General features: G+C 61.8%; 25 protein-coding genes. 13 read left to right on the top strand and 12 right to left on the bottom strand.

Features of this window, described 5'->3' with window-relative positions; translation table 11 throughout:
- Positions 1 to 388 precede the first annotated feature (388 nt).
- Positions 389 to 1,678 carry a GTPase HflX gene (gene hflX, locus PQG80_RS15235; RefSeq protein ID WP_271752244.1) on the top strand — a complete coding sequence of 430 codons (1,290 nt, stop codon included), beginning with the start codon at positions 389 to 391 and terminating at the stop codon, positions 1,676 to 1,678.
- A gap of 134 nt (positions 1,679 to 1,812) precedes the next feature.
- Here the strand turns inward: hflX and PQG80_RS15230 are convergent, their stop codons facing one another.
- Positions 1,813 to 2,211: an MmcQ/YjbR family DNA-binding protein gene (locus PQG80_RS15230; RefSeq protein ID WP_271752243.1), complete on the bottom strand. Its 399-nt coding sequence runs from the start codon at positions 2,209 to 2,211 to the stop codon at positions 1,813 to 1,815.
- A gap of 108 nt (positions 2,212 to 2,319) precedes the next feature.
- Here PQG80_RS15230 and PQG80_RS15225 point away from each other — a divergent pair, with 108 nt between their 5' ends.
- Positions 2,320 to 3,132, top strand: coding sequence for an AAC(3) family N-acetyltransferase (locus PQG80_RS15225; protein WP_271752242.1), 813 nt, complete (start codon positions 2,320 to 2,322; stop codon positions 3,130 to 3,132).
- Between the two features lie 97 nt (positions 3,133 to 3,229).
- Here PQG80_RS15225 and PQG80_RS15220 read toward each other — a convergent pair whose 3' ends face one another.
- Genes PQG80_RS15220 through PQG80_RS15210 form a run of 3 tightly spaced genes read right to left on the bottom strand, consistent with a single transcriptional unit; the run spans position 3,230 to position 4,767 of the window.
- Complete coding sequence (locus tag PQG80_RS15220; protein ID WP_271752240.1) at positions 3,230 to 3,694, bottom strand: DUF4385 domain-containing protein; 465 nt, start codon at positions 3,692 to 3,694, stop codon at positions 3,230 to 3,232.
- A gap of 56 nt (positions 3,695 to 3,750) precedes the next feature.
- The gene (locus PQG80_RS15215; RefSeq protein ID WP_271752239.1) at positions 3,751 to 4,392 is read right to left on the bottom strand and encodes a DNA-3-methyladenine glycosylase family protein; all 642 of its coding nucleotides are present in this window, start codon (positions 4,390 to 4,392) and stop codon (positions 3,751 to 3,753) included.
- Positions 4,393 to 4,422: 30 nt separating this feature from the next.
- Positions 4,423 to 4,767, bottom strand: coding sequence for a hypothetical protein (locus tag PQG80_RS15210; protein WP_271752238.1), 345 nt, complete (start codon positions 4,765 to 4,767; stop codon positions 4,423 to 4,425).
- 196 nt (positions 4,768 to 4,963) lie between these two features.
- On the opposite strand from PQG80_RS15210, the gene PQG80_RS15205 reads away from it, so the two are divergent.
- Positions 4,964 to 6,484 (top strand): DEAD/DEAH box helicase, encoded by a 1,521-nt coding sequence (locus PQG80_RS15205; protein WP_271752237.1) that lies wholly within the window; start codon positions 4,964 to 4,966, stop codon positions 6,482 to 6,484.
- Between the two features lie 444 nt (positions 6,485 to 6,928).
- On the opposite strand, the gene PQG80_RS15200 is transcribed toward PQG80_RS15205, so the two are convergent.
- Genes PQG80_RS15200 through PQG80_RS15190 form a run of 3 tightly spaced genes read right to left on the bottom strand, consistent with a single transcriptional unit; the run spans position 6,929 to position 8,880 of the window.
- Complete coding sequence (locus PQG80_RS15200; protein ID WP_271752236.1) at positions 6,929 to 7,501, bottom strand: DUF8596 domain-containing protein; 573 nt, start codon at positions 7,499 to 7,501, stop codon at positions 6,929 to 6,931.
- Positions 7,485 to 8,552 carry an FAD:protein FMN transferase gene (locus tag PQG80_RS15195; RefSeq protein WP_271752235.1) on the bottom strand — a complete coding sequence of 356 codons (1,068 nt, stop codon included), beginning with the start codon at positions 8,550 to 8,552 and terminating at the stop codon, positions 7,485 to 7,487. Before PQG80_RS15195 ends, PQG80_RS15200 begins: the two co-directional genes overlap by 17 nt.
- Before the next feature lie 19 nt (positions 8,553 to 8,571).
- The gene (locus PQG80_RS15190) at positions 8,572 to 8,880 is read right to left on the bottom strand and encodes a hypothetical protein (RefSeq protein ID WP_271752234.1); all 309 of its coding nucleotides are present in this window, start codon (positions 8,878 to 8,880) and stop codon (positions 8,572 to 8,574) included.
- 219 nt (positions 8,881 to 9,099) lie between these two features.
- Here PQG80_RS15190 and PQG80_RS15185 point away from each other — a divergent pair, with 219 nt between their 5' ends.
- Positions 9,100 to 10,584 carry an ATP-grasp domain-containing protein gene (locus PQG80_RS15185; protein ID WP_271752233.1) on the top strand — a complete coding sequence of 495 codons (1,485 nt, stop codon included), beginning with the start codon at positions 9,100 to 9,102 and terminating at the stop codon, positions 10,582 to 10,584.
- Positions 10,585 to 10,682: 98 nt separating this feature from the next.
- On the opposite strand, the gene PQG80_RS15180 is transcribed toward PQG80_RS15185, so the two are convergent.
- The 3 genes from PQG80_RS15180 to PQG80_RS15170 form a co-directional block, all read right to left on the bottom strand.
- Positions 10,683 to 11,075: an AMP-dependent synthetase and ligase gene (locus PQG80_RS15180; protein WP_271752232.1), complete on the bottom strand. Its 393-nt coding sequence runs from the start codon at positions 11,073 to 11,075 to the stop codon at positions 10,683 to 10,685.
- Positions 11,076 to 11,160: 85 nt separating this feature from the next.
- Positions 11,161 to 12,555, bottom strand: a complete 1,395-nt coding sequence (locus tag PQG80_RS15175) for a bifunctional folylpolyglutamate synthase/dihydrofolate synthase (protein ID WP_271752231.1) — start codon at positions 12,553 to 12,555, stop codon at positions 11,161 to 11,163.
- 267 nt (positions 12,556 to 12,822) lie between these two features.
- On the bottom strand, positions 12,823 to 13,971 hold the full coding sequence (locus tag PQG80_RS15170) for a zinc-dependent alcohol dehydrogenase (RefSeq protein WP_271752230.1): 1,149 nt from the start codon (positions 13,969 to 13,971) through the stop codon (positions 12,823 to 12,825).
- A gap of 138 nt (positions 13,972 to 14,109) precedes the next feature.
- On the opposite strand from PQG80_RS15170, the gene PQG80_RS15165 reads away from it, so the two are divergent.
- The 3 genes from PQG80_RS15165 (at position 14,110) to PQG80_RS15155 (ending at position 16,282) form a co-directional block, all read left to right on the top strand.
- Entirely contained in the window at positions 14,110 to 14,601 is a 492-nt protein-coding gene (locus tag PQG80_RS15165; protein ID WP_271752229.1) for a general stress protein, read from the top strand.
- 105 nt (positions 14,602 to 14,706) lie between these two features.
- Positions 14,707 to 14,925 carry a hypothetical protein gene (locus PQG80_RS15160; protein ID WP_271752228.1) on the top strand — a complete coding sequence of 73 codons (219 nt, stop codon included), beginning with the start codon at positions 14,707 to 14,709 and terminating at the stop codon, positions 14,923 to 14,925.
- Between the two features lie 172 nt (positions 14,926 to 15,097).
- Positions 15,098 to 16,282: a YecA family protein gene (locus tag PQG80_RS15155; protein ID WP_271752227.1), complete on the top strand. Its 1,185-nt coding sequence runs from the start codon at positions 15,098 to 15,100 to the stop codon at positions 16,280 to 16,282.
- A 557-nt stretch (positions 16,283 to 16,839) separates the two neighbouring features.
- Here PQG80_RS15155 and PQG80_RS15150 read toward each other — a convergent pair.
- Positions 16,840 to 18,216 (bottom strand): FAD-dependent oxidoreductase, encoded by a 1,377-nt coding sequence (locus tag PQG80_RS15150; RefSeq protein WP_271752226.1) that lies wholly within the window; start codon positions 18,214 to 18,216, stop codon positions 16,840 to 16,842.
- A 324-nt stretch (positions 18,217 to 18,540) separates the two neighbouring features.
- A complete protein-coding gene (locus PQG80_RS15145) occupies positions 18,541 to 18,753 on the bottom strand; it encodes a hypothetical protein (protein WP_271752225.1) in 213 nt (70 codons plus the stop codon).
- 161 nt (positions 18,754 to 18,914) lie between these two features.
- On the opposite strand from PQG80_RS15145, the gene PQG80_RS15140 reads away from it, so the two are divergent.
- The 6 genes from PQG80_RS15140 to PQG80_RS15115 all read left to right on the top strand — a co-directional run bounded on the left by PQG80_RS15140 (position 18,915) and on the right by PQG80_RS15115 (position 25,621).
- Positions 18,915 to 19,211 (top strand): late competence development ComFB family protein, encoded by a 297-nt coding sequence (locus tag PQG80_RS15140; protein WP_271752224.1) that lies wholly within the window; start codon positions 18,915 to 18,917, stop codon positions 19,209 to 19,211.
- A gap of 198 nt (positions 19,212 to 19,409) precedes the next feature.
- Positions 19,410 to 20,219 carry an adenosylmethionine decarboxylase gene (speD, locus tag PQG80_RS15135; RefSeq protein ID WP_271752223.1) on the top strand — a complete coding sequence of 270 codons (810 nt, stop codon included), beginning with the start codon at positions 19,410 to 19,412 and terminating at the stop codon, positions 20,217 to 20,219.
- 25 nt (positions 20,220 to 20,244) lie between these two features.
- Positions 20,245 to 21,288: a GTPase gene (locus tag PQG80_RS15130; protein WP_271752222.1), complete on the top strand. Its 1,044-nt coding sequence runs from the start codon at positions 20,245 to 20,247 to the stop codon at positions 21,286 to 21,288.
- Positions 21,285 to 21,896, top strand: a complete 612-nt coding sequence (locus PQG80_RS15125; RefSeq protein WP_271752219.1) for a GTPase domain-containing protein — start codon at positions 21,285 to 21,287, stop codon at positions 21,894 to 21,896. Before PQG80_RS15130 ends, PQG80_RS15125 begins: the two co-directional genes overlap by 4 nt.
- A gap of 244 nt (positions 21,897 to 22,140) precedes the next feature.
- Positions 22,141 to 23,595 carry a nicotinate phosphoribosyltransferase gene (locus PQG80_RS15120; protein ID WP_271752218.1) on the top strand — a complete coding sequence of 485 codons (1,455 nt, stop codon included), beginning with the start codon at positions 22,141 to 22,143 and terminating at the stop codon, positions 23,593 to 23,595.
- Positions 23,596 to 23,920: 325 nt separating this feature from the next.
- On the top strand, positions 23,921 to 25,621 hold the full coding sequence (locus PQG80_RS15115; protein WP_271752217.1) for a peptide ABC transporter substrate-binding protein: 1,701 nt from the start codon (positions 23,921 to 23,923) through the stop codon (positions 25,619 to 25,621).
- Positions 25,622 to 25,736: the final 115 nt, after the last annotated feature.

Raw genomic sequence — 25,736 nt, 5'->3', positions numbered from 1 at the left:
ATCATAAACGCCTAACAGGGTTTGCCATTTCGCGTCGCCGTGTGTTAGAATCGAGTTACTTTTACGGAACGGAGGGTTGCCGTGTGATAGATTACATCCGAGTTCGCACTTTGGTCGGCTAATGATTAGCGCCCAAGCTCTGCCTGTCGGCAGGGGACTCAGATGAAGTCTGTCTACATTCGAAGGCAACCCGTGCGGGAGCTGCGCCGGTTCGCTTGTTCGCGGATGATTTTCGTCCGCCGGCGGCCGGCCTTTGGATAGACACGATTTTGACGCGCGATTTCGCCTCGTCGGGCGTATCGCGCTTCCTCGATCTGATCACCCTGAACGCAGGCGGAACGATGCCTGTGTTTTTTGTTTTTTTCGATCACGAGAGGATGATGAGAATATGGAACGAGTAGATATCGAACCGAACAACCTGGCGCGCGCGATCGTCGTCGGCGTTCACCTGAACCATGCGCCCGGTTTCGAATACGGCATGGAAGAGCTGCGCAACCTCGCCGACGCATGCGGCATCGTGACGGTCGGCAAGCTGACGCAAAAGGCGGAACGCGTGAATTCCGCCCATTATATCGGCAGCGGCAAGGTAGAAGAGTTGAAGGCGATCGCCGCGGAGCTGGACGCCTCGACGGTCATTTTCAACGACGAGCTGTCGCCCTCGCAGATTCGCAACCTGGAGTCCGCGCTCGAGCGGCGGGTCATCGACCGCACGATCCTGATTCTCGACATCTTCGCACAGCGGGCGCAGACCAAGGAAGCGCAGCTGCAGGTCGAGGTGGCGAAGCTGCAGTACATGCTGCCGCGGCTCGTGGGACTGCGCGAATCGCTCGGACGCCAAGGCGGCGGATCCGGCCTCAAGAACCGCGGCGCCGGCGAGACCAAGCTGGAGCTGGACCGCCGGCGGATCGAAGAGCGGATCTCGCACATGCAGCAGGAGCTGGAGAAGCTGGTCGCGCGTCGTCAGGTTCAGCGCAAGCAGCGCCAGAAAAACCAGATTCCCGTCGTCGCGCTCGTCGGCTACACCAATGCGGGCAAATCGAGCTTGATGAACGCCGTGCTGGCAGCTTACGAGCCCGAGTCGGGCAAGCGGGTGCTCGCCAAGGATATGCTGTTCGCCACGCTGGAGACCGCCGTGCGCAGTATCTCGCTGCCGGACCGCAAGTCGTTCCTGCTAGCGGACACGGTCGGCTTCGTCAGCCAGCTGCCGCATCACTTGGTCAAGGCGTTCCGCTCCACGCTCGAGGAGGTGTCCGAGGCCGACCTGCTCGTCCATGTCGTCGATGCGGCCAATCCGGAGCATGCGCAGCATATCGCCGTGACCCGGGAGACGCTTAAGGATCTCGGCGCGGACGGGATACCGGCCATCTACGCCTACAACAAGGCGGACCTCCTGCCGGATAGCGCTTACCCCAGCGTCGACGGCGATGACGTTTATTTGTCCGCAGCGGGCGGGCAGGGGATCGAGGAGCTCGTGAAAATGATTCGGGACCGCGTCTTCGGCGATTACGTCGAGGGCGAGGTGCTGATCCCGTACGACCAAGGGCGGCTCGTCGCTTATTTCAACGAACATGCCGACGTCCGGTCGACTGCGTACGAGGAAGAGGGGACGCGACTCGTGCTGAGCTGCAAGGCGGCGGACTACGAGCGATACCGCGATCTGTTCGTGGAGAGCCGATAGGCGAAGGCGGACCGTCCCCGATTCGGGAGGCGGTCCGCTGTCATATGAAGGGGGACTGCGGAGATAGCGCCCAAAAGCGCTTAACTACCACCGCGGACCGCCGGCCGGCGCAGATAGCGCGCTATATAACCAACCTATCTCCCTGCATCGCCCTGCTCGCGAAATGGTGCGAGCTGCATGCCGAGCGCTTCACGCTCGGCCTTGCGCAGCTTGCTCACCACCGCATCGTAAGAGTGGCCGACCATGGCCTTCAGATCCGCATCGGGCACGGTGCCGTCGAGCCGTACGGTGTTCCAGTGCGTCTTGTTCAGGTGGTACCCGGGAACGACGGCTTCGTACTGCTGCCGTAGGCTCTCGGCGAGCACCGGATCGCACTTCAGGCTGACGCTCGGCGGGTCGCCGCGCTCGTCTATCAACGCGAACATTTTCCCGGCCACCTTCAGCACCAGCGGCGCTTCGCCGAACGGATAGTCCTTATATGCCCCTTTTTTAGTCAATATGTACTTGACCAGCGTGCTCACATCCATCCCCATCGGGCGTTGTCCTCCATCCATCGCATAGAGCGTCGTTCTATATACACATATAACATGTCCGGGCGCCGGACGGTAACCCAATCTCTAAATGAACAGGCGGTGCAAGCCATGAGTGAAAAAGATATTGTCGAGCGGACGAGGCGGCCGAATACGGTCTCTTCCATGCAGATTCAAATGCAAGAACTGGGCGTGCGCGAAGGCGACATCCTGCTCGTCCATTCCTCGCTATCGAGGATGGGGTGGGTGTGCGGCGGCCCCCAAGCGGTCATTCAAGCGCTGCTCTCCGCCGTCGGCGCGGAGGGCACGATCGTCATGCCCGCGCAGAGCGGCGATTGGAGCGACCCCTCCGAATGGCAGAATCCGGCCGTGCCGGCGTCGTGGGTAGAGACGATCTATCGCGAGATGCCGGCATTCGACCCCGCGCTGACGCCTACAAGAGGCATGGGGCGGATCGCGGAGCTGTTCCGTTCGTGGCCTGGCAGTCTGCGGTCCGCACATCCGCAGGTGTCGTTCGCGGCGCACGGCAGGCAGGCAGCCTATATCGTAGGAGAACATCCGCTCACGCCGCAATTCGGAGAATCGTCGCCGCTCGGCAGGCTTTACGCGCTGGATGCGAAGGTGCTGCTGATCGGGGCTGGCTACGATTCGTGTACGTGCATGCATCTGGCCGAGACACGACTGCCGGGCATGCCGAGGAAGCGCATGGGTACCGCGGTCCTGATGAACGGAGTGCGGGAGTGGCGCTGGTTCGAAGACTTTGCGTACGACGCGGATGACTTCGCTCGGATCGGGATTCCTTTCGACAAGAGCGGGCATGTCGCATCCGGCAGGATCGGCGAGGCCGAATGCAGGCTGTTCGGGGTCAGGCAAGCTGCGGACGCTGCGGAACGGTGGCTGCGGGCGAACCGGAACGGGCGATAAGGTGTGCCACGTTTACCTCCGGGTCGACAATCCTGGAAGCGGGCCGGCCGGGCGGGCAATCGTACTGGCGTGCCGACATCGATCCGCTGGCGGAGCGTTAGTCGGATGCAGACTCGTACCGCTCGCGGTGGCGCTGTCTCAGCGCAAGATAATCGGGATCCTGCCGCGCCTTGTCCCACATGCGTTTGAATACGGCGGCAGACTCCGCCTTAATCGCGTCGGGCCGGTCGGGCAGCGGGTTCCGGTCTTCGGTCCCGTATTTGCGGCCGTTGCTGTGGTTGGCATAGCGGCGGGCCCGGGTGAAGCCCATCTGCAGAAACTTGCGGGCCATGTCCATCCCGACGAAGTCGTCATCGGTCTTGTAGTCTAAGAACATGGCGTAGATCCGCTCCGCGGAGGCCGCGGCGATCTCCGGCGTCTTGAACCGCCAATGGGGCAAAATTTCGCTTTTGTACGGTTCGACGAGCAGCACGCCTTGCTCGCCGCGGCCGACCGCATACCATTCGGGATGGGCGCGCAGATCGAGATTGGCGTAGTCGAGCGAGTAATCGAACGGTTTCATGGCCGCAGCCTCCTTGTCCGTCAACGCTGCTCTATTCCATTACCCGATCCTCCGCGTTAGAGCCTCGTCCGGCCGTCGACGTAACCGTCGTCGATCGCTCTCCACAAATAGAGACACGCGATGCTGCGGTACGGACGCCACTTGACCGCGTGCCGCTCCAGGCAGCCGGGCGCTTCGCTCGGATCCGCGAGGCTGTACAGCCACTGGGCTGCGCGCTGCAGGCCCGCGTCTCCTAACGAGAGCACGTCCGGTCTGCCCAGCGAGAAGATCAGGAACATCTCGGCGGTCCATCTGCCGATCCCCTTCGCCTTCGCGAGGTGTGCGACCGCCTCCGGCTCGGGCATGACGGAGAGCGCCTCGTAGTCCAGTTCGCCGGACAGCGTGCGCGCGGACACGTCCTTGATCGAGCGGATCTTGGCGTAGGACAGGCCGGCGCCCCGCATGGCGTCGTCGTCCAGCGCTAGCGCCGCAGCCGGCGTGAGCGGTCCGCCGTTCAGCGTCGACAGGCGCTGCCTGATCACGGCCGCGACTTTGGCGGAGAGCATCTGCGAGACGATCGAGCCGATGAGCGATTCATAAGGACTGTCGCTCGCCGTCAGCCGGATTTCTCCGATTCGCTCGATGAGTTTGGCCAGTACGGGGTCCGCTTGCCGGAGATAGAGACCTTCGGGCGTTTCCGCATTCACGATCCAATTCATTCTTGACTCCTCCTTCGGACGATTCGGCGGTCAGGCGGATGCAGGCGGCTCCAGATAGCGAATCGGGGTGCCTCTCTGGCGCGCGTAAGCGATCTCGCCGGCGGTGCTCGAGCCGATGTACCCGCCGGGATTGACGACGAATACCTCGTCGCACATGTCGATTTTTTGCAAATGAATGCGGTCCAGTTGTCTCTTCTGGTCGTCGGTAATCGCTTCGCCGCCCGCGTGGACGAAGACGCCGACCGAGATCACGACATGACCCTGAAGGGTCAGCTCCGCATTGAGACTCTCGAATTCGGTTTTAAAGCGCGTGGACCCGCAGAGCGTCACGACCTTGAATCTTCCGGTTGCCGGATCCCGCCATTCGTTTTCCATATTCGCATCTCCTTCCGACGCTTGCATCGTACCTGCCTTTAATAGTAGCAGAAGCAATGTTCGCTTACGCAAGAATTGCCTTTTTTTGCGAATTATTACGCCTGTAGCGGCCTTTCGCCTTTCAATCGGCGTCCGCCATAGGGTATAATGATTGGATATGGCCATCGCAAGTACGCTCTAACATAAAGGAGAATACATGAACTTTACCGACCTTAAGCTTAAGCCGGCGCTCCTCAAAGCGCTGAGCGAAGAGAACTATACGAGTCCGACGCCGATCCAAGAGCAAGCCATTCCAGTCGTGCTCGCCGGCAGAGACCTGTTCGGCTGCGCGCAGACGGGCACCGGCAAGACGGCTGCGTTCTCGCTGCCGATGATCCAGCTGCTCAGCGACCAGCAGAAGCCGCCGGGCAAGCGCCGGCCGATCCGCAGTCTCGTGCTGACGCCGACGCGCGAGCTGGCGATCCAGATCTACGACAACGTGCGCGCTTACGGGCGGCATGTCGACCTGCGCGCCCTCGTCATCTTCGGCGGCGTCTCCCAGAAGCCCCAGGAGGAATCGCTCGCGCGCGGCACGGATATCGTCATCGCCACGCCGGGACGACTCATCGATCTGATGAATCAGGGGTTCATCGATCTGTCCCACGTCCAGATCCTCGTGCTCGACGAGGCGGACCGGATGCTCGACATGGGCTTCGTGCACGACGTGAAGCGCATCATCGCCAAGGTGCCGCAGAAGCGCCAGACGCTGCTATTCTCGGCGACGATGCCGACGGAGATCACCAAGATGGTGCAGACGATTCTCGTCAACCCCGCCAAGGTCGAGGTCACGCCGGTATCTTCCACTGCCGAGCGGATCGAGCAGTGCGTCTACCTGGTGGACAAGGCGAACAAGCAGAACCTGCTTCACGATCTGCTGCTGGACAAGAAGATCACGTCCGCTCTCGTGTTCACCCGCACCAAGCACGGGGCCGACCGCGTCGTCCGCCATCTGGCGAAGTCCGGCATCTCGTCTGCCGCCATCCACGGCAACAAGTCGCAGAACGCCCGGCAGAGCGCGCTCGCCGGCTTCAAGAACGGCACGACCCGCATACTGGTCGCGACCGATATCGCGGCGCGGGGCATCGACATCGACGAGCTGCCGTATGTCATCAACTTCAATCTGCCCAACGAGCCGGAGACGTACGTTCACCGGATCGGCCGTACCGGCCGCGCAGGCTTGAGCGGCATCGCGATCTCGCTCTGCGAGGAAGAGGAGCTCCCGTACCTGCGGGATATCCAGAAGCTCATCGGCAAGAAGATTCCCGAGATCAAGGGGCATCCGTATCCGATGGGCTCCGCGCCGGCCGAGCCCAAGGACGAAGCCGAGCAGCAGCGCGGCGGCGGACGCGGACGCCAAGGCGGCGGCCGTCCGGCGGGCGGCAGGCAGGATGCCGGCGGCGCGGGTCGCGGGCAGGACGCGGGCCGCGGGCCAGGCGGCGTCCGTACGGAGGCGAGCCGCGGCGGACGTTCCGACGCGACGCGGGGCGAGAGCCGTCCGGGCAGCAGCCCTAGCCGGAGCCAAGCGCCGTCCGGGCGCGGCGGCGCTGCCGCGCAGGGCCGCTCAAGCCAGGCGCCTGCCGGCGGCGGACGCCAGCCATCCGGGCAGCAGCCCAGGCAGCACCAAGGGCCGCGTCCGTTCTCGCTGAAGACGCAGCCGACGGATACGCGTCGTCCGTAATATCGCGGAGCCGCGGATAGGAAAATGAAAAAAGGAATGTCTTGCGCGGCCTGCGGCCGAAGCGGGACATTCCTTTTTTTGCGAGCAAGCGGGTGCGATTCGACACCCGCAAACATACGAGCGATAACCCTCAAGCAACCGATGTACTGTCGTACGACAGCACATGCAAGCCGGCAACCTCCTTGGTAACCGATGTACTGTTTTACGACAGCACATGCGAGCCGACATGCCCCGGGGTAACCGATGTACTGTCATACGGCAGCACATGCGAGCCGACAACCCCCATGGTAAACGATGTACTGTCGTACGACAGCACATGCGACACGCGGTCAATAGGCGGACAGTTGCGCTGCAATTATTAGCAAAACGGGACGGCCAGCCCGAGCCGTTCATGCGAGCCGGGTGCTGCCGATAAAGAGGAACGGCAGCATGCCTTTTTGACGTTTAAGCCGCAGCGTTAGCCCTCGCTTTTGAGGCGTCGGTCCGGCTGGGCGTGGCGATCCTGTACGCGGTGAGCGCGACGATCGCGCCGGCGGTGGCCAGGTACATCCACATCATCCATGTCTCCTGCGCATCGGTGCCGAGCAACAGTCCGTGGACCAGCCCCATGGCGAAGCCCGGAAACGCTAGGAAATGGATGGCGCGCCATGTCTTTTTGCCAAGACGCTTCATCATGTCGGACGAGGCGAGCAGGGCGAGCGTTATATAAAAACTCAGCGTGCCGAGTCCCGTCAGCACGGGATGCGAGCGAGCGGTAAAAGGGATCAGAAGCTCGGTCGGGGTGTACACGACGTATTGGTCGAACAGCAACACGCTGCCGTGCAGCGCCGCGAACAAGAAGCCGAACCAGCCGCACGATTGGTGGGTAATGAGCACCGCCGCCCGAAGCCGGGGGCCGAATCGCTTCAGACTGGTTAGTATGCCTGCGGCCGTCGAGACGAACAGCAGCAGATAACAGGTAATGCCGGCCGCGCGGGTCGTCGTCCATACGGATAGCCAATCAGCCCATTCGTTCATGCAAAACACGCTCCTCCATCAAGTACGGTTCCAGTTCTCCGCCGTAGACGAGAGAGCCGTCGTATCGGACGCCGATCGTCGCGCATCGGGGATTGGCGCGCTCGAGCCAGGCCGGACCCTGATCGGAACCGAGCACGAGCACGCACTTGGCATAGGCTTCGGCCATGACCGCGTCCGGCGCGATCACGGTCGCCTGCGCCAGATCGGCCTGCGCGGGGATGCCCGTGCGCGGATCGACGATGTGATGCCTGGCGACGCCGTCGCGGCTCGTCCAGCCGCGCTTCACCGCGCTGCTCGTCGCGATGCCCGCTCCCTTGCGGAGCGTCAGCGCAGCGAGGTCCCGCTCGGGGCGCCAGGGATCCGCGATGCCGATCCGCCAACCGTCCGTCGGGCAGCCCCAGACAACGAGGTCGCCTCCCGCGCTGACGGCTCCGGTGCGTACGCCGTCCTGCCGGGCCAACTTCGCAAGATGCCGGGCCGTCCAGCCCTTGGCGATGCCGCCCAGATCCACCGACAGCCCGGGATTGAGGCGGATCGCGCGAGTTCGCGGATCGAACTCGGCTGCGGGGCTGCCGTCCGCGTACGCGGGGTGGCCGTTCAGGCCGTGGACCCTGGGATCGCCGACAGCTGCCCCTGAACTGTCACCTGCACCGCCATCCACATCGCCATCCGCACCGCCACCCGCACCTCGACTCCTTTTCCGGCCCGCAGCACTCCGGTCTCTCTCCCCATTTACCGCCCGCTCCATCATCTGCTCGAAGCTGACGTCGTATCCCAGCCGTTCCAGCACGCGTCCCAGATACGGGCTAAAGAGTCCGCCCGTCTCCCTATAATAGCGGTCCGCTTCCTCGAGCGCTTGATAGAGCAGCGGCGTCGCGAGGAACGTCCCGCCGTCCGCGCGGTTCAGCCGCGACAGCTCGCTGTCCGGCAGGAAACGGCTCAGCTGCGCCTCGGCGAACGCGAACCAGCTTCTCGCCTGCTTGCTCCACCGCTCGGGCAGGCCCTGCGTGACGATCGTCGTATTCATCGCCAGAAAGCTGTCGTACGCCATGGCTGCCGCCTCCTCGCGATTATGATGCATGCGTTCTCATGCTGCCTTGCCCGCCGGTCTCGCTCTGACCGCTCGTTCCGCTGTCGCTGCCCGTATCGCCCGATCTGATAGCGCCACGTCTACCGAAGCCCCCTGGTTGACCGGCGTCCGTCTGACTTTGCCATTGATTCGTGACCTGGTCGTCGTTTTGGGCGAACGAACCGGTCGTCGTATCGGCGGGCGCCTCCGGCGGCGTCTCTCCCTGGGCCGAGATCAGCCCGACGAATCCAGTGAACAGGGCGACTCCCGACAGGCCGACGACCCATTTGATCCACTTCTGCTGAGCCATTTGCGCACGCTCCTCCATTTATTAGAATCGCTAGGTATGCTCCGGAGGATAAGGTTCATTATGCGCCTGCAACCTTAAGCGCCATTTAAGCCCGACTGAAAGTTGGCTGAATGTGGAGCGGGGTGCTCGTGGCTGCGTGTCATACGCAGGTTCAGCTTCGCATCCTCTAAGGCATTCGTTACAATAGAAGAATCATGAAAACGGACAGGTGAAGGGCAGATGGCGGGAGAGGGATATTGGTGGGCGCCGCTGGGCGTTGAGGAGATGCATCGGATTTTCGCGGATTGGCCCGGTGACTGGGGGATCGCCGGAGGGTGGGCGTTGGATTTGCATCTCGGTCAGCAGACGCGGGCGCATGACGATATCGACGTGCTGCTGCGGTTGCAGGATCAAGCGATGCTATACGAACGGTTGGCAGGAGAATGGGAGTTACATCTGGCTGAAAAGGGCGCGCTGACCCGGCTGCGACCTGGGGATGTGCTGACGTCCGAGACCGACATTTGGGTTCGCCGCGACGCCGGTTCGCCATGGGCGTTTCAACTGATGTTAATCGACGTCGCCCATGGGGAATGGATATACCGGAGGGAGCGTTCCGTCCGAAGGCCGGCGGCGGAAATGTACTTGCGCGGCGCGGACGGGGTTCCGTATCTAAGGCCTGAGATTCAGCTGTTGTACAAGGGCGGCAGTGCGGCGATTCGCGACAAAGACCGGCGGGATTTTGAAGCGCTACTGCCCCGTATGAACGGCGTGGAGCGCACATGGCTGCGGCAGGCGCTGGAGGCGCAGTTCCCGGAAGGGCATCCATGGTTGGCTGCCCTGAAAGGAGAGGCGGCCGGCGTGCTGGGCGACAGGGTCGCCGCTAACGAGCGGGGGGATCTGCCGAGAGCTGCGGAGACGGCAATTACGACCCGCCCCTACCTCAAGCTGATCCAGCGCGCGGCCGCGGCGGACGGCGTCTCGTTCGAGACGATCACGCCGGATCTGACCTACCGCGCGCGCAAGGGGCGCGCGAGCTTCCTGATGACCGACGCGGAGCTCGGGCTTAATCCGAGCTCCGCGTCGGCGCTGGCGCTCAGCAAGTCCGCGGCCTCGGACGCGCTCCGCGCCGCGGGCGTGCCGTGCGTCGAGCATGCGTTCCTCGCGCATCCCGGCTACCGGTTCGGCAGCGGCGCCGACGCCGCGATGGCCCGCGCGATGGACGCGCTGAGCCGTTTCGGCGGCGATGCCGTCGCGAAGCCCGACGACGGCGCGCAGGGCAGGCACGTCTATCGCGCGCGCAGTCCGGAAGAGCTCCAGCAGGCGCTCGACGCGATCTATGCGGTCGAGCGGCATGCGGCAATCTCTCCCTATCTCGAGGCGGAGCTCGAGTACCGGATCGTCGTGCTCGCCGGAGAGGCGCGCGTCTGGGTGGGCAAGCGGCGCGCCGGCTCTTGGAAGCACAACCTCGCGGAGGGCGCGCGGTCCGTCGAGGTGGCGCCTGCGGTTCGCGAGCGTCTGTCGCCGCTCGCCGTGCGGGCGGCGGCGGCGCTCGACATGGTCTTCTGCTCCGTGGACATCCTGGATACCGCGCAGCACGGCCCGCTCGTCATCGAGCTGAATCACAAGGTGATGCTCGGCGACCACTACAGGCAGCATCCGGAGAGCGAAGCCGAGCTGGCCGCGCTGTACCGGGACGCGATCGGGCTGCGGTTCGAGCGGGTATAACCTGATTTGACCTCACTGCGTAACTGCGAAAAAGGCCGTCCGTCGACCGGTGAAATCACCGGCGTCGGGCGGCCTTTTTCGTAAATGGCGACCGTTCTTTATTGGAAGTTTCTGTTCATGCCGTTCATCGGCGAGATGTGCTGTTGCTGCTGCGGGAAGGAATTGAATCCGCCGCCGAATTGCGAGTTCGATTGCTGCGATTGAATCGCGTTTTGCGAAAGCTGCATGTTGACCGTTTGCTCCAGCTGGCGGCAGATTTGGCCGACTTGTTGGAGCTGCTGAATCGCCGTTTGGTGGCCGTGCAGCGCTTGTTGGATCATTTGCACAGCCTTGTGCTCGCGCTGCGCCAGCTCTTCGAGGCGCGCCGCGTTTTGCTGTTCTTGCTGCTGCATTTGTTGGTACATTTGGCTCGCTTGCTGCGTTTGGCTCACAAGCTGCTGGATCAAGTGTTCGCATTGGTTGATTTGGCTGGAAAGATTGAAGCTGTTCATGTAGGGTGTTCCTCCCGAACGTATATTTGTGGACCGTGGATTATCATGGCGTTAGGGAGGGGGGATTATGCAGGGGAATGATAATCTACTTGCCGATATCCTCCAGCCCCTGCCCGTACAGCCGCTTGGCATTGCCGATCAGCGTCTGCGTGCCGACGATGAGGATACAGTCGGGGGAGGGGCCGGCGGCATGCAGGGCGTCCAGCGCGTCCGCGAGCAGCGGGAAGGCGGCGCTCCCGGCCGGGCAGTATCTCCGCGCAATCTCAAGCGCGTCATCCGGGAATGCGAGATGGCTCACGTCGGGGCGCGTGACGAGCACGCGGCTGGCGACGGCGGCGAGCGTCTCGATGACGCCGGCGTAATCCTTGTCCTTCGGCACGCCGACGATGGCGGCGATCCGCGCGTCCGCGCCGAGTCCGAGCGACCCGACGACGCGCACCAGATAAGCCGCCGAGTCGCGATGGATCGCGCCGTCGACGACGGTGAGCGGGGCGCGGCTCACGATCTCGCAGCGGCCCGGCCACTGGAGGCGAGCGAAGCATCCGGCAACCGTCGCCGGATCGAGCGCCGCGCCCGCGATGTCCTCGCACGCCTGAACCGCGAGAGCGGCGTTGTCGGCCTGAAACTCGCCGAGCAGCGGCAAGTTCAGATCCGCATACCGCGTATGCGCCGTGCGGACGTCGAACGCCGTGCCGCGCGCGGTCATCGCGACGCGCTCGGCGGCGAACGTCTCGTCCTCGAAGCGTGCGGGATGACGCGAGTCGCCGGCTGAATCGCGCCATTTGGCGCCTATCGACTCCAGCTCTGCCTTTACGATCTCGCGCACGTCGTCCCGCTGCTTGCCCACATAGACACGCGTCGACGCCGACTTCACGATGCCCAGCTTGTGCCGCACGATATCGCCGATGCCCGGCCCAAGCTCCCGCACATGCTCCTCCAGCACAGGCGTGACGACGGCCCAGTCGTTCGCGAGCGCGTTCGTATCGTCGTACCGGCCGCCCCGGCCGCATTCCACGACATTGATGTCGGTGCCTTGCTCCGCGAACCAACCGACCGCGATCGCGAGCGACACGCCGACCGGCCCCTGGTACGTCGACGCGCCCAGTCCGCACTCGATCTCCGCCCACGCGGGCTCTACCCGCCGCGCCAGCCGCACGAAGTCCGCTTCGCCGATCGCGCGTCCGTCGACGCGGATCCGCTCCCGGTAATCGACCAGATGGGGGGAAGTGAACAGGCCGACCTTGTACCCCAAATGGCTAAGCAGCGAGGAGATCATGCGGGAGGTCGAGCCTTTGCCTTTGCTGCCCGTCACGAGTATGCAGCGTTGCTCCCGGTCCGGCGCGCCCATTAGGTCGAGCAATCGGCGTGTGAGATGCGGACTGCGGACTTGCTCGTCGCCCGCGGCCGGCAGATGCGGCGCGGCGCGCAGGTACGAGCGATAGACGAGATCCTCGGCCTCGCGTTGCGTGGCGATAGACATGGCGAATGCGGCTCCTTTCGATAACGCTCTGCTCTAATCAATCTTATTCGAACTATTATAGCAGAGCGGCGACCGTTGCGACGCCGTAGCGCCGTCGTCTCCATAAGCGGTGATACGCTGGAATTCGAGGTAACGCGAGGCGGAAGATGGGTTCTGTGCAGAGCTACCTTGGAATTCGAGGTAACTCGGTGCACAAGGTGACGTTACGTGACGCGGAACAGCCCTCCGCCGCGAAGGCGAAGGGCTGGCGCAACTCCGATTCAGTTTTTAAGGCTTCAGCACGACCTTAATGCATCCGTCTTCCTTGTCGTTGAAGATCTTGTACGCGTCGCTCGCCCGGTCAAGCGGCAGCCGGTGAGTGACGATCTCGGTAGGATCGAACTCGCCGTTCACGATCATGTCGAACAGCTTCGGCATGTAGTGGATGGCCGGCGCCTGTCCCATTTTCACCGTGAGGTTCCGCTCGAACATGTGGCCCAGCGGGAACATGTTATACAACGCGCCGTACACGCCCGTCAGCTGGATCGTGCCGAACTTGCGGACCGCGTCCATCGCGATATCGATAGCGCTCAGCGTGCCGCCTTGCAGCTTCAGCTTCTGGCCGATTTTCTCGAACGCGTTTTTCTTGCCGTCCATGCCGACGCAGTCGATGACGATGTCCGTGCCGCCACCCGTGATCTCCCGGATATGCAGGGCGACCTCGTCATGGTCCTCGAAGTTGATCGTCTCGACGTTGTTCATCCTGCGCGCGTGCTCGAGGCGGTAGGGGACATTGTCGACCGCGATGATGCGCATGGCCCCCTTCATGGCGGCAAACTTCTGGACCATCAGGCCGACGGGTCCGCATCCGAGCACGGTCACGGTATCGCCGGGCTTCACGCCCGCATTCTCGACGCTCCAATAGGCGGTCGGCAGGACGTCGGACAAGAAGAGCAGCGCCTCGTCCGGCATCTCGCACGACTCCGGAATGACGAGCGGCATGAAGTTGCCGTAGGGAACATGCAGATATTCGGCCTGGCCGCCGGGGTAATTGCCATAGCGTTCGGTATAGCCGAGATAGCCGCCCGAGTCGATTTCTTTGAGCGGCGGATGGGGATTGGAGTTGTCGCACTGGCTCTCCATGTCGTGCTCGCAGAAGTAGCATTTGCCGCACGATACGTTGAAGGGGATGACGACGCGATCGCCTTTTTTGACGCGGGTCACTTCGGGGCCGACTTCCTCCACGATGCCCATCGGTTCATGGCCGATGACGAAGTCCTTATGCGTCGGCATGCCGCCGAGATAGATATGGAGATCGGAGCCGCAGATCGCCGTGGAAGTGATTCGCACGATGATGTCGTCTTTGCGCTGGAGCCTCGGATCCTCGACTTCTTTGACCTGGATGTCTTTGCTGCCTTGGAAGGTTACCGCTCTCATGTACGTCATTCCTCCTCGATCTTCTATGCTGTCGGATCATTATTAAGTACCCGTAGGATGACGAACTCCATCAGGATTAATCCCGGCCCGCGAGGGGTAAAGTTGAATATCCAACGATAGCAAACGGAGGTATGGGCGATGGCGATGACCGTATACGGCGTATTCGACACGAGCAAGGAAGTGATCGATGCGATTCAGTCTCTGAAAATAAGAGGGCATTCCGACCACGATCTGACGGTCGTCGCGGACCGAGAGGAGTCCTGGAGCCTCGGCAACCTGGGACAGGCGGCGGACCTGATCGAGGTGGAGGGCGCGGGAACCGGCTCGGATTCGCTCATGGGCAAGGTCAAACGGATCTTCAAGGCTGGCGGGGATAGCGCATTGTCGGGACGCCTCGAGGAGATCGGGCTGTCGAACGGCGAGGCGATGGAGTACGCGCCCGAGGTCGACAAGGGGCGATTCCTGCTGTTGATCGGTCACGACAACGGACTGACCGACGACGTCGTGGCCAGTTCGCCGGCGACGGACAGCGTCGCGGACAGCGCGATCCGCAATCAGGCGATCGACCGCGAGCTTCCGCGCATCATCGCGGAAGACGGGGCGCCGCCGCCGACGGGCCAACGGTTTTAGTCTGGAAAAAAGCGGCCGCGCCTCGATTGGGGCGTGGTCCTTTTTGCGCGGCGGGGTTATAATGGTACCAGCTGGAGCGCGATTGCGAAGTGGGGTGCGATAAGAGTGACACAACCGAACGAACCAAGCCCGTCCGCGGCCGCGGACAAGCCGGAGCAGAAGAAAATCAGCCTGGGCGATGCGATGAAGCAGCGTCTCGCGCAGAAGAAGCAGGCTGCGTCCCAAGGTAACGGACAGCACAGCGGCTTTTCGACCGACGTCAAGCAAATGCAGAGCCAGATCAAGAAAAAGCCGAACAACCAGAAGAAGCGCACGGGCGTTTGATCGCTTTTCCTGCCGCCCGGCCCGCGAGCCCGCACTTAGCCGTGCGGGCTTTGCTTTATTTTCAAAAAATGGACCGATACGCGTCCGGCGAGGCTTGTCAGCGGCGCAGGTTTGATCGCATAATGAAGGCATGCCCTTCGCAGGACGAAGGATCAACGGAAGTAGGATGATCATGGCAGATCACAAGAACCTCGAAGGCGAATGGCCGGCCCTAGTCTGGCCGCTGTCGCTCAAGGATGCGTTGTCGCCGCTGACCTTGGAGATGCTGCAGAGAATCGCGGCGCTCCTCCAGATAAACGATTGGACGCGAGAAAAAAAGAAAAGCGCGTTGATCGACGGGCTCGTACCGGTGTTGGCCGATTATGCCGCGGCGTCCACCGCCTTGTGGGACGAAGAGCGGTGGTCCTTGATCCGCAAGCTGGTGAAGAGCGGCGGCTTGCTGGCGGATCCGCCGCATTCGGGACCGGTCGCTTACTACTTGAGAGAGCGCGGGATCGCCTTTCCCGGTCAAGTCGACGGCAACAAGTCGCTCGTCATGCCGGCCGAGCTGGTCGAGCGGTTCGCCGGGCTCGAGGGCCTGGACGGTACGCCTTCGCGCATCAAGCGCAATACCGAGAACATCAAGCTCGCGCAGGGACTTCTATATTACTACGGCGTACTGCCGGAACAAGAGCTGGAGGCGCGGCTGACCGCACTGACGGGAGCGGTTTCGGCAGACGAGCGCGACGTCTTGGAGGTGCTGGTCGACGCGTTGGACTTCGGCGCCATGTACGACGTCGACGACGACGGATTGTACTCGAATCTCGACGTCGAAGACCCGCAGGCGTTGCTCCGCGTCCAACGATCGCGGGACGACCTGGACTATCGCGCGTTCACCAAGGCCGAGCTGCTGCGGGCGGGAGAGCCGGAGTTCGTCGAGCGGTCCCAGGCGCACCAGGAACTGGCCGCGTACCTCTCGCGCGAGTATGCGGTGGACAAGCAGGAGGCCGACGTCGTCACCGAGATCTGCGCCGATGTATTCAAAGACGGCAAGTCGATGAGCGCGGCGTTCGAGATTCTGCAATTTGAATTCTCGATCGAGGATGCGCAGACGGTCAACGAGGTCGCCGGCCTGCTCGCGCGGCTGAACGACGGCACGAGGCAGTGGGTGCTGAAGGGGCACCGTCCGGACGAGCTGGCCCCGTCCGCCGCTGCGAGCGGCGCCGGGATCCCGTCCAACGTGCTGGCGATGCCGCAGCGGTCGCACCACGCGGACGTCATCTCGATCCAGACCGGGCGCAAGATCGGACGCAACGATCCTTGCCCGTGCGGCAGCGGCAAGAAGTTCAAGAAATGCTGCGGAGCCGTCGCCGACTGAATGGCGTGGCCGCCGTATAGAAAAAGGCTTGGCTCGCGAATTCGCTGCCCCGAGAGGGCGGCGGTCGCTTGCCAAGCCTTTTTTTGCTCGCCGGGCGCGTGCATCCGGGCGGGATCGCCTTCACTAGGAGAGGCGATTGCCCTGGCGTGTGCAGTCGGGCGCAATCGCCTTCACTAGGAGAGGCGATGAGCCTCGGAGCGTGCGGTCGGATGCGATCGCCTTCACTAGGAGAGGCGATGAGCCTCGGCGTGTGCGGACGGGCGCGATCGCCTTCACTAGGAGAGGCGATGGACCTCGGCGCGTGCGGACGGGCGCGATCGCCTTCACTACGAGAGGCGATGGACCTCGGCGCGTGCGGACGGGCGGGATCGCCTTCAATACGAGTGGCGATGGGCCTTGGAGTGATGCGTCTGGCGGGATCGCCTTCAATACGAGAGGCGATGGGCCTTGGAGTGTGCAGTCTGACGCGCTCGCCTTCACTACGAGAGGGCGAAGCCCACCAGCGCGTGTTCCGCCGTCTCCCGTTTCCCCCATTCCACCCGTTTACGGGGTCCCTATTACGCACCGGCCTTTTCGCCAGCCTGGGCCTTTGCCGCTTCCAGTTCCGCCGCAGCCTGCAGGCCGGCTTGGTTCAGCAGGTTCCAAGGTTTGTTGTAATGCGGCTGGAAGAAGAAGTCGACGAAGCCGAGTTCTTCGACGGTCATCCGGTTCTGGATGCATACCGACAGCGTGTTGGCCGACTGCGTGAGATCCGCCTTCGACAGCACTTGCGCGCCGAGGAGTCGTCCGCCCTCGGCTTCGTAGACGAGCTTCACCAGCGCTCGCTCGTAAGTCGGCATGAACTCGGGACGATAGTTGTCGCTGACCGTCGTCGTGCGTACCCGCAGTCCGGCATCGATCGCGGCTTGCTCGGTCATGCCGGTCGAAGCGATGTTGAGGTCGAACAGCCGAATGCCCGAAGTACCCTGAGTTCCCATATATTTCACGCGCGGTTCCATGATGTTCATCGCGACGAGCGTGCCCATGCGGACGGCGTTGGTCGCGAGGGGGATATAAGCGGCCTTGCCGGTCGGGTTGTAGCGGATCGCGCAGCTGTCGCCCGCCGCATATACGTCCGGGCAGCTCGTGCGCATGTACTCGTCGACGACGATCGCGCCGTTCGGGAGCATCATGACCTGGCCTTGGAGCAGCCCCGTATTCGGACGGAATCCGATGCAAAGGATGACGAGATCCGATTCGTACGCGCCTGCGGTCGTGACGACCCGTGCGACCTTGCCTTCCTCGCCTTCGAGGGCGGTGACGGCCTGACCGAGCGCGAGCTGCACGCCGCGTTCCTGCATGTCGGCTTCGACGACGTCGGTGAACGCCTGGTCGAGATATTTGAACATGACGCGCGGCGTATTGTCGATAAGCGTCACGTGTTTGCCCAGCTGATGGAACGCCTCCACGAGCTCAACCCCGATATACCCTGCGCCTACGACGGTAATCCGTTTGGCATCCTTCGCTTTCTCGATGATCGTCTGAGCGTGCGCGTAGTTTTTGCACAGTAACACCCGATCCAGCCCGATGCCTTCCATCTTGGGGATAATCGGCCACGAGCCTGTCGTGACGACGAGTTTGTCATACGTGTCTACGAGCATCTCCTCGGTCTCCAGATTGCGGACGGTAACCGTCTTGTACACCGTATCCACGGCGAGCACGTCATGGCGCATCTTGGTGTTGACGCCTAGTTCGGCGAGCGTGTCGGGGTGAGCGTAAAACAACTCCTCGGCATTCCGCACGACGCCGCCTACATGAAGCGCGATCCCGCACGAGAGAAACGAGATGTTGTCGTTGCGTTCGTATACGGTAATCTCGGCGTCAGGGTAACGTTTGGCCATTTGAATGGTGGCGGCCGTGCCGGCGTGCGTGCATCCGATGACGATGATTTTCATGAGAAGCCCTCCTTGGGGATGAGACTTGTGATTTATTTCACATAGACGACCGGAATGATGGTCGAAATGGACGGGATCGATATCCGATGCTTCATATTCGAAGATACAACCCACGCGCCATGTTCTTGTGATTTAAATCACAATGTCTTGTTGAATCCAATATACGCCACTCCGGCGCAGAATGCAATGGGTAAAGTGAAATAAATCACAAACTAATTCAAGGGTTTAAAACTTGCTTTCGGACAAGCGCGCATACGCAAGAACCGCACAAAAATTGTGCGGTTCCAACTCGGCATCGCCGCCGTGGCTGCATCAACCCATCGGTCACTTGGGCTGACCCGGCGGGGTCTCCGGCGGCACCGCGTCCGGTTTGACCTCCGGCGGGATGGCGTCGGGCTTGACCTCGGGCTGCGGGTTCTGCACGATATCGGGATTCGGCACGACCGGCGAGATCTCGGGGGAAGTCGGCGGCGTGATCTCCGGCGTCCCCGGATCGAATTGAGGCAGTTCAGCAGCGGAATCTGTATATTCGGACATCGGGCAGCACTCCTTTAGTCGGTGTTGTAGTCCTTTACCCACGGGACAGTCCCGCTTAACGGCCGATCCCGCGCCAACTATTGGACTTGCGGCTTAATGACGCGTGCGCCGCGCTATGGTATGCTGGGAGGTAAAAAGGCACCCGGGGAGTTTTGGACGCGATGGAATTTGCGAAAGCTTCATCTATATTCAACGCGATGGAACCGATCGTCGTGAGCTTCTTCGAGGAACATATTCTGCCCAACTACCCGCTGAAGTGCAACTGCGAGAAGTGCACGACGGACATCATCGTGCTCACCCTTAATCATCTGAAGCCCAAATACACGTCCACGCAAGCAGGGCAGGCCTATATCAAGGCGCTATACATGAATACGCAGCTTCAATCCGATATTCTGCAGGAGCTGACCCGCTCCCTGCAGGTGGTGGAGTCCAATCCGCAGCACAGACCCGGCGAATAGTCCCGCACAGGTCCTCCCAAGTCCCGCCGACCGCGGGTCTTTTTTATTCCCCTCGACCGTCTTCGTCCGCTCGTGCACCAAGCCCTGCGTCGTCCGTGCTCCGCAATGCCGCATTCGGGGTAAAGAGAGGAGAGGATTGGGGACCGCGAGCCTCAGCCATAATAAGGACACGATTCCGATCAGAAGCGAGGGGACGACATGACGACGCTAACCAACGAACAGCGGATCACGCTTCACGGGTTCAACAACCTGACGAAGACGCTGAGCTTCAATATGTACGACATCTGCTACACCAAGACCAAGGAAGAGCGCGAGGCGTACATCGCCTACATCGACGAGCAGTACAACTCCGAGCGGCTGACCAAGATCCTGAACGCGGTGGCGGAGATCATCGGCGCGCACGTGCTGAACACGGCCAAGCAGGACTACGTGCCGCAGGGCGCGAGCGTGACGCTGCTCGTCTCGGAGGGACCGATCGTGGAGGTGCCGACGGAGTCGTACGAGGAGTCGCCCGGCCCGATGCCGGCCAATGTCGCGTTGCAGCTCGACAAGAGCCACATTACCGTGCACACGTACCCGGAATATCATCCGAGCGAGGGACTGAGCACGTTCCGCGCGGATATCGACGTCTCGACCTGCGGGGAGATCTCTCCGCTCAAGGCGCTGAATTACCTCATCCACTCGTTCGACACGGACATCATGACGATCGACTACCGGGTGCGCGGGTTCACGCGGGACATCAACGGACACAAGCTGTTCATCGACCACGACATCAATTCGATCCAGAATTACATTCCCGATGCCGTCATCGAAGCGTATGATATGATTGACGTCAACGTGTACCAGGAGCATATCTTCCATACGAAGTGCAAGCTGCGCGAGTTCGACCTCAACAACTACCTATTCGGCTACACCAAGGACAAGCTGAGCGAGGCCGAGCAGCAGGAGATCGCGGAGCGTCTGAAGGTCGAGATGGACGAGATTTTCTACGGTAAAAATATTCGTTAGGCGCAAATGGCGAGGGGGAGCTGCGATGGGACTTAGAGAGGACGCGGCCAAGCTGCGGCAGGATATCGAAGAAGAGCAGGAAGCCAAGCTCCGGATCGCCCTATTCGGGCAGCCGGGCTCCGGCAAGTCGTCGCTCATCAATCAGATCGTCGGACAGCCGGTCGCGCGTACGGGAGTGACGACGGACACGACGGTTGAGGCGCAGATCATCGCCCACGAGGAGCTGCTGCTCGTGGATCTGCCCGGGTACGGGACGTCCCGGTTTCCGCCGAACGAATGGATGGACCGGTTCCGGCCGGAGGAGCTGGATCTGTTCCTGTGCGTATTCGCGGGCAAGTTCCACGAGGCGGACACCGCCTTCTTCAAGGAGTTGCGGGAGAAGGGAAGAATTTGCCTGTTCGTCCGCAACAAGCTGGACGATCTATGGGAGGACGGCCGCACGACGGAGGAGCTTCAGGCGGAGATCGTCGCAGACGTGGAGCGCCAGATCGGCGCGCCCGAGCAGGTGTACTTCGTCAGCTGCCGGACCCGCGAAGGCTTAAGCGAGCTGGTCGACGGGATCAAGGCAGCGTTGGAGCCGGCGCTCCGCGAGAAGTATGCGCGGTCGGCCAAGGCGTTCAGCCTCGTGCATCTCGAAGCGAAGAAGGAGGCTTGCGAGAAGTCCGTGTACAAGTATGCAGGACTCGCCGCGGCCAACGGCCTCAACCCCGTGCCCGGCGTTAACGTCGGGGTCGACATGTCGATCATGTACAAGATGTTCGCCGAGATCCGGGCCTCCTACGGGCTCACGGACGAGAAGGTGAACAAGCTAATCCCGTCACTGCTGCCGCTCGGCAAGCGGGTGCTCGACTACGGGACCAAGGAGGGCATCATGCTGCTCCTGAAGAAGTTCGCGGGCAAGAGCGCGTCCACGGCGGTCGGCCGGTTCGTCCCGATCGTCGGCCAGGCGATCGCGGCGGCCGCCGGGTTCGGCGTGACGCTCGCGGCGGGCAGGTCCTACCTGAACGACTGTCACGCGCTGGCGCAGGGAATCCTGGAGCGGGAGCTCGGAATCGGGCAGCAGCCGTGAGCGCCCGGGCGCGGCGCGAGAGGAGCGGCGCCGCCGGCGAGCCTTCGGTGCTCGAGCGCAATCTGCGGCGGCTCGCGTCGGAGCTCGCCGTCATCCCGCGCACGCGCAAGGTCGCGATCCTCGGGCAGCCCGGCGCGGGCAAGTCGGCCCTGCTCGATCTGCTGACGGGCCGCGGCTGCGTGCCGAGGCCCGTCGTCGGCCAGCGGACGGACGCGACCTCCTGGGCGCATGATCCGGACGCCGCGCTGGTCCACGCGTGCGGAGAAGCCGTCTTCGTCGACTCGCCCGGCTATGGGACGGCCGCGCATCCGGCGGAGACGTTTTTTCGACTATTCCCGTTCCGGTCGTTCGACCGTCTCCTCATCGTCTTCAAGGATAAGCTGCATGCGGCGGACGATCGGTTGCTGGCTGGCATAGCCAGGAATGGGCTCGCGGAACGGACGATGCTCGTCCGGAGCTTCGCCGACGGGCTGCTGCCCGAGGAGCGGGAGGCGCTGCGGCGCGAGCTCGGGGGACGATATGCCGGGCCTATCGTCTTCTACAGCGCGAGAGACCGGAGCGGGTTGGCTGAGATCGAGCGGTTCGCGATCGGCCAAGCGGCGACTTAAGATTCGATGCGGCACGTTCAGGGTATGATTAGATCGATCGTCCGCCGAGAGGCGGGCGCGCTAGGCGATTAGAAAAAAGTGAAGCCGGGCGCGGTCGCCCGGCTTTTCGAGTTGATTCGGCACGCATGCATTTCCGCTGCATGAACATTCAGGAGAGCACGCATAATACAGGCAGATCGGACGGAACGCCGGGCGCAAGCCGCCGGTCATGCGGCTCCGATCCCTGCCCGAAGGAGGAAGCGCGATGTACGGGGAAGGCCTCACGCTCCATACGGACAAGTATCAGATCAATATGATGTACGCTCACTGGGTACAGGGGACGCTGAACGAGCGGGCGGTATTCGAGGTGTACTTCCGCAAGCTGCCGTTCGGCAACGGATACGCGGTATGCGCAGGCTTGGAGCGGATCGTGCATTATATTGAAGCGCTGCGGTTCGGCGACGCCGAGCTCGATTACTTGCGAAGCCAGGAAGAGAATTACGCGCCGGGATTTCTCGAGGCGCTCCGCGATTTTCGCTTCACGGGCCATTTGCATGCGATTCCCGAAGGAACGCTGGTGTTCCCTAACGAGCCGCTCATCCGGATCGAGGCGCGCCTGTTCGAAGCCCACCTGATCGAGACGGCGATGCTGAACTTCCTGAACTATCAGACGCTGATCGCGACGAAGGCGTCGCGCATCCGGCAGGTCGCGCCGGACGATCTGCTGCTGGAGTTCGGCACGCGCCGCGCGCAGGAAGCGGACGCCGCCGTGTGGGGCGCGAGGGCGGCGTACGTGGCGGGCTTCCATGCGACCTCCAACATGCGCGCCGGCATGATGTTCGGCATTCCGTCCAAGGGCACGCACGCGCATGCCTGGGTTCAGGCGTTCGATACCGAGGAGGAGGCCTTCCGCAAATACGCCGAGGCCCTCCCCGATCAGGTGACGCTGCTCGTCGACACATACGATACGCTGCGGAGCGGCGTGCCGAATGCCATCCGGATCGGGCGGTCGCTGGCGGCCGCCGGCAAGCGGATGGTCGGCATCCGGCTGGATAGCGGGGACCTTGCGTATTTGTCGCAGCAGGCGCGACAGATGCTGGACGAGGCCGGCTTGATGGATGTGAAGATCACCGCCTCCAACGATCTGGACGAGAATATCATCGACAACCTGAAGAGCCAGCGCGCGCGCATCGACGTGTGGGGCGTCGGCACCAAGCTGATCACGGCGGCGGATCAGCCCTCGCTCGGCGGCGTGTACAAGATGGTCGCCATCTCGAGGGGCGGCGTCTATCAGCCCGTGATCAAGATCTCTGCCAATCCCGAGAAGGTGACAACGCCGGGTCTAAAGGACGTATACCGCATTGTCAGCCGGGAGACGGGGAAGGCCGAGGGAGATTACATCGCGCTCAAGGACGAGGATGACATTCGTCAGGGCAAACGGATCATGCTGTTCGATCCGGTGCACCCGTACATTCGCAAATACATCGACAACTACGATGCGGTGCCTTTGCTGACGCCCGTAATCGTGAACGGGGAACTGGCGGGACGACTGCCGTCGCTCGAGGAGATTCGGTCCTATCACGACCGGCAGCTCGATTTGTTCTGGCCGCAATACAAGCGCAAGCTGAATCCTGAACTGTATCGGGTGAATCTGAGCGAGCGGGCATGGAAATTAAAGATGGATTTAATTGAATCTCACCGTCGCGAGGACCCTTTTTAATTTCCAGTTACATCTATTATTTGTAATCTAACATATGTGTGACACGAAGGATTATTTTAAACGATTGTTTTGTGGATAAGTAACAATTGAACTCGCTTACATTTACTGCTTTCCATTGGTAAAGTAAGACCGCGTTAAAGAATAGCCGCTTTTATACGCTAAATCGTTTAAAAGTTATTTCAACGTTTGATTAAAAAATGTGCAAATAATCATAGATTTCTTCAGAATCTTGCTTTATAATCGCCTAGGAGAGAGAGCATCCGCTAGAAAACTGGAAAAAGTTCATGCGAAATCTGCTCGATCAAAAATCTGGGGAGGCCAGTACATGAAGACAAGGAAGATTGTGTCAGGTATTCTTACGTTGACGCTGCTCGGCGCTTCGTTGGTTGCTTGCGGCAACAACAATAACAACAACGCAAGCAGCCCAAGCGCAAGCTCCGGCGCCAGCTCGTCCGCGAGCGCAAGCGCACCATCCAGCTCCTCCGGCAAGACCGAACTCGTGATGAATTACCGTGCAGACCCGCCGGCACTGGACGTATCGATCGCGGAGAGCGCCGCATCGTTCACGATTCTCGGCGCCATCAGCGAAGGCCTGTACCGTTTGGATAAAGAATTGCAGCCGCAGCCGGCGCTCGCCGACGGCATGCCGACGATCTCCGAGGACGGCCTGGTCTACACGGTCAAGCTGAAGTCCGGTCTGACCTGGGCGAACGGCGATCCGCTGACCGCCAAGGATTTCGTATACTCCTACAAGCGCACGCTCGATCCGAAGACCAAGGCAACCTATGCGTTCATGCTCGCTTGGATCAAGGGCGGCAACGACATCCTGACCGCCAAGGACGACGCAGCCGTCAAGGCCGCGCAGGACAAGCTCGGCGTCGTCGCCAAGGACGACACGACGCTGGAGATCACGCTGGACCACCCGGTTCCGTTCTTTACGGCCCAGCTGGCGTTCCTGAACTTCTACCCGCAGAACGAGAAGTTCGTATCCGCTCAAGGCGACAAGAGCGGCGCGGACGCGGACAAGGTGCTCGGCGCCGGTCCGTTCAAGCTGACCAAGTGGGACCACGAGCAGCAGCTCGTGCTTGAAAAGAACGACAAGTACTGGGATGCCGCCAACGTCAAGCTGAATAAAGTTACCCTGAACATCGTCAAGGATACGGCGACCGGCCTGAACCTGTACGAGACGGGCGCGACAGACTACGCGGACGTCAAGGGCGACCAGATGCTCGCTTACGACGGCAAGCCCGACCTGCAAATGAAGAAGGAGCTCGTCACGGGTTACCTGAACTTCCAAGCGACGAAGGTTCCCGCATTCGCCAACGTCAAGGTTCGCCAAGCGTTCACGATGGCGATCGACCGCGCCGGCGTAGCCAACCTCGTGCTGAAGAACGGCTCCGTGCCTTCGACCGGCTTCGTACCCGCCGGCAACCAAGACGGCAACGGCAAGGACTTCCGCACCGTCGTAGGCGACACCGAAGCCGCGTTCGACGCAGCCAAGGCGAAGGAACTGCTGGCCGAAGGCCTCAAGGAATCCGGCGCTACGCTGCCTAAGCTCTCCATCATCGGCGACGACACGGAGACCGGCAAGAAAATGCTCGAGTACCTCGTTTCCCAATGGAAAACGAACCTGGGCGTAGACGTAACGACCGAACCGCTGCCGCACGCGAACCGTCTGGACCGCGAGCTGTCCAAGAACTATCAGATCGTCAGCTCCCTGTGGGGCGCGGACTACAACGATCCGATGACCTGGCTGGACATGTTCCTGACCGGCGGCTCGTTCAACACGCAAGACTGGTCGAACGCCGAGTACGACAAGCTGGTGAAGGCCGCTCAACTCGAGACGGACAACGCCAAGCGCGCTGAAGAGATGGCGCAAGCCGAGAAGATTCTGCTCAGCGAAGCAGCCGTCACGCCGCTTTACTTCCGTTCCTCGCCGTTCGTCATCAACCCGAAGCTCAAGGATCTGATCCTGCCGCCTTACGGTCCCGATTTCGAACTGAAGTGGGCTCACTTCGAAGAATAATACAAGCGTCGAGCTTGCAGCTTTAATAACGCACCCGGTACAGTCACCGCCAAACCATGAGGGAGGCCGTCTTGGACGGCTTCCTTCATGTGCTTGACGCTTGTAAATTCCGAGA

This window comes from Cohnella rhizoplanae (assembly GCF_948329515.1).
Lineage (GTDB): Bacteria > Bacillota > Bacilli > Paenibacillales > Paenibacillaceae > Cohnella > Cohnella rhizoplanae.
This window is presented reverse-complemented; position numbering and strand designations above follow the sequence as displayed.

Coding starts and splice junctions, on each gene's coding strand:
- hflX (WP_271752244.1), top strand. CDS start 389: ATGGAACGAGTAGATATCGAACCGAACAACCTGGCGCGCGCGATCGTC.
- PQG80_RS15230 (WP_271752243.1), bottom strand. CDS start 2,211: ATGGGGATGGATGTGAGCACGCTGGTCAAGTACATATTGACTAAAAAA.
- PQG80_RS15225 (WP_271752242.1), top strand. CDS start 2,320: ATGAGTGAAAAAGATATTGTCGAGCGGACGAGGCGGCCGAATACGGTC.
- PQG80_RS15220 (WP_271752240.1), bottom strand. CDS start 3,694: ATGAAACCGTTCGATTACTCGCTCGACTACGCCAATCTCGATCTGCGC.
- PQG80_RS15215 (WP_271752239.1), bottom strand. CDS start 4,392: ATGAATTGGATCGTGAATGCGGAAACGCCCGAAGGTCTCTATCTCCGG.
- PQG80_RS15210 (WP_271752238.1), bottom strand. CDS start 4,767: ATGGAAAACGAATGGCGGGATCCGGCAACCGGAAGATTCAAGGTCGTG.
- PQG80_RS15205 (WP_271752237.1), top strand. CDS start 4,964: ATGAACTTTACCGACCTTAAGCTTAAGCCGGCGCTCCTCAAAGCGCTG.
- PQG80_RS15200 (WP_271752236.1), bottom strand. CDS start 7,501: ATGAACGAATGGGCTGATTGGCTATCCGTATGGACGACGACCCGCGCG.
- PQG80_RS15195 (WP_271752235.1), bottom strand. CDS start 8,552: ATGGCGTACGACAGCTTTCTGGCGATGAATACGACGATCGTCACGCAG.
- PQG80_RS15190 (WP_271752234.1), bottom strand. CDS start 8,880: ATGGCTCAGCAGAAGTGGATCAAATGGGTCGTCGGCCTGTCGGGAGTC.
- PQG80_RS15185 (WP_271752233.1), top strand. CDS start 9,100: ATGGCGGGAGAGGGATATTGGTGGGCGCCGCTGGGCGTTGAGGAGATG.
- PQG80_RS15180 (WP_271752232.1), bottom strand. CDS start 11,075: ATGAACAGCTTCAATCTTTCCAGCCAAATCAACCAATGCGAACACTTG.
- PQG80_RS15175 (WP_271752231.1), bottom strand. CDS start 12,555: ATGTCTATCGCCACGCAACGCGAGGCCGAGGATCTCGTCTATCGCTCG.
- PQG80_RS15170 (WP_271752230.1), bottom strand. CDS start 13,971: ATGAGAGCGGTAACCTTCCAAGGCAGCAAAGACATCCAGGTCAAAGAA.
- PQG80_RS15165 (WP_271752229.1), top strand. CDS start 14,110: ATGGCGATGACCGTATACGGCGTATTCGACACGAGCAAGGAAGTGATC.
- PQG80_RS15155 (WP_271752227.1), top strand. CDS start 15,098: ATGGCAGATCACAAGAACCTCGAAGGCGAATGGCCGGCCCTAGTCTGG.
- PQG80_RS15150 (WP_271752226.1), bottom strand. CDS start 18,216: ATGAAAATCATCGTCATCGGATGCACGCACGCCGGCACGGCCGCCACC.
- PQG80_RS15145 (WP_271752225.1), bottom strand. CDS start 18,753: ATGTCCGAATATACAGATTCCGCTGCTGAACTGCCTCAATTCGATCCG.
- PQG80_RS15140 (WP_271752224.1), top strand. CDS start 18,915: ATGGAATTTGCGAAAGCTTCATCTATATTCAACGCGATGGAACCGATC.
- speD (WP_271752223.1), top strand. CDS start 19,410: ATGACGACGCTAACCAACGAACAGCGGATCACGCTTCACGGGTTCAAC.
- PQG80_RS15130 (WP_271752222.1), top strand. CDS start 20,245: ATGGGACTTAGAGAGGACGCGGCCAAGCTGCGGCAGGATATCGAAGAA.
- PQG80_RS15120 (WP_271752218.1), top strand. CDS start 22,141: ATGTACGGGGAAGGCCTCACGCTCCATACGGACAAGTATCAGATCAAT.
- PQG80_RS15115 (WP_271752217.1), top strand. CDS start 23,921: ATGAAGACAAGGAAGATTGTGTCAGGTATTCTTACGTTGACGCTGCTC.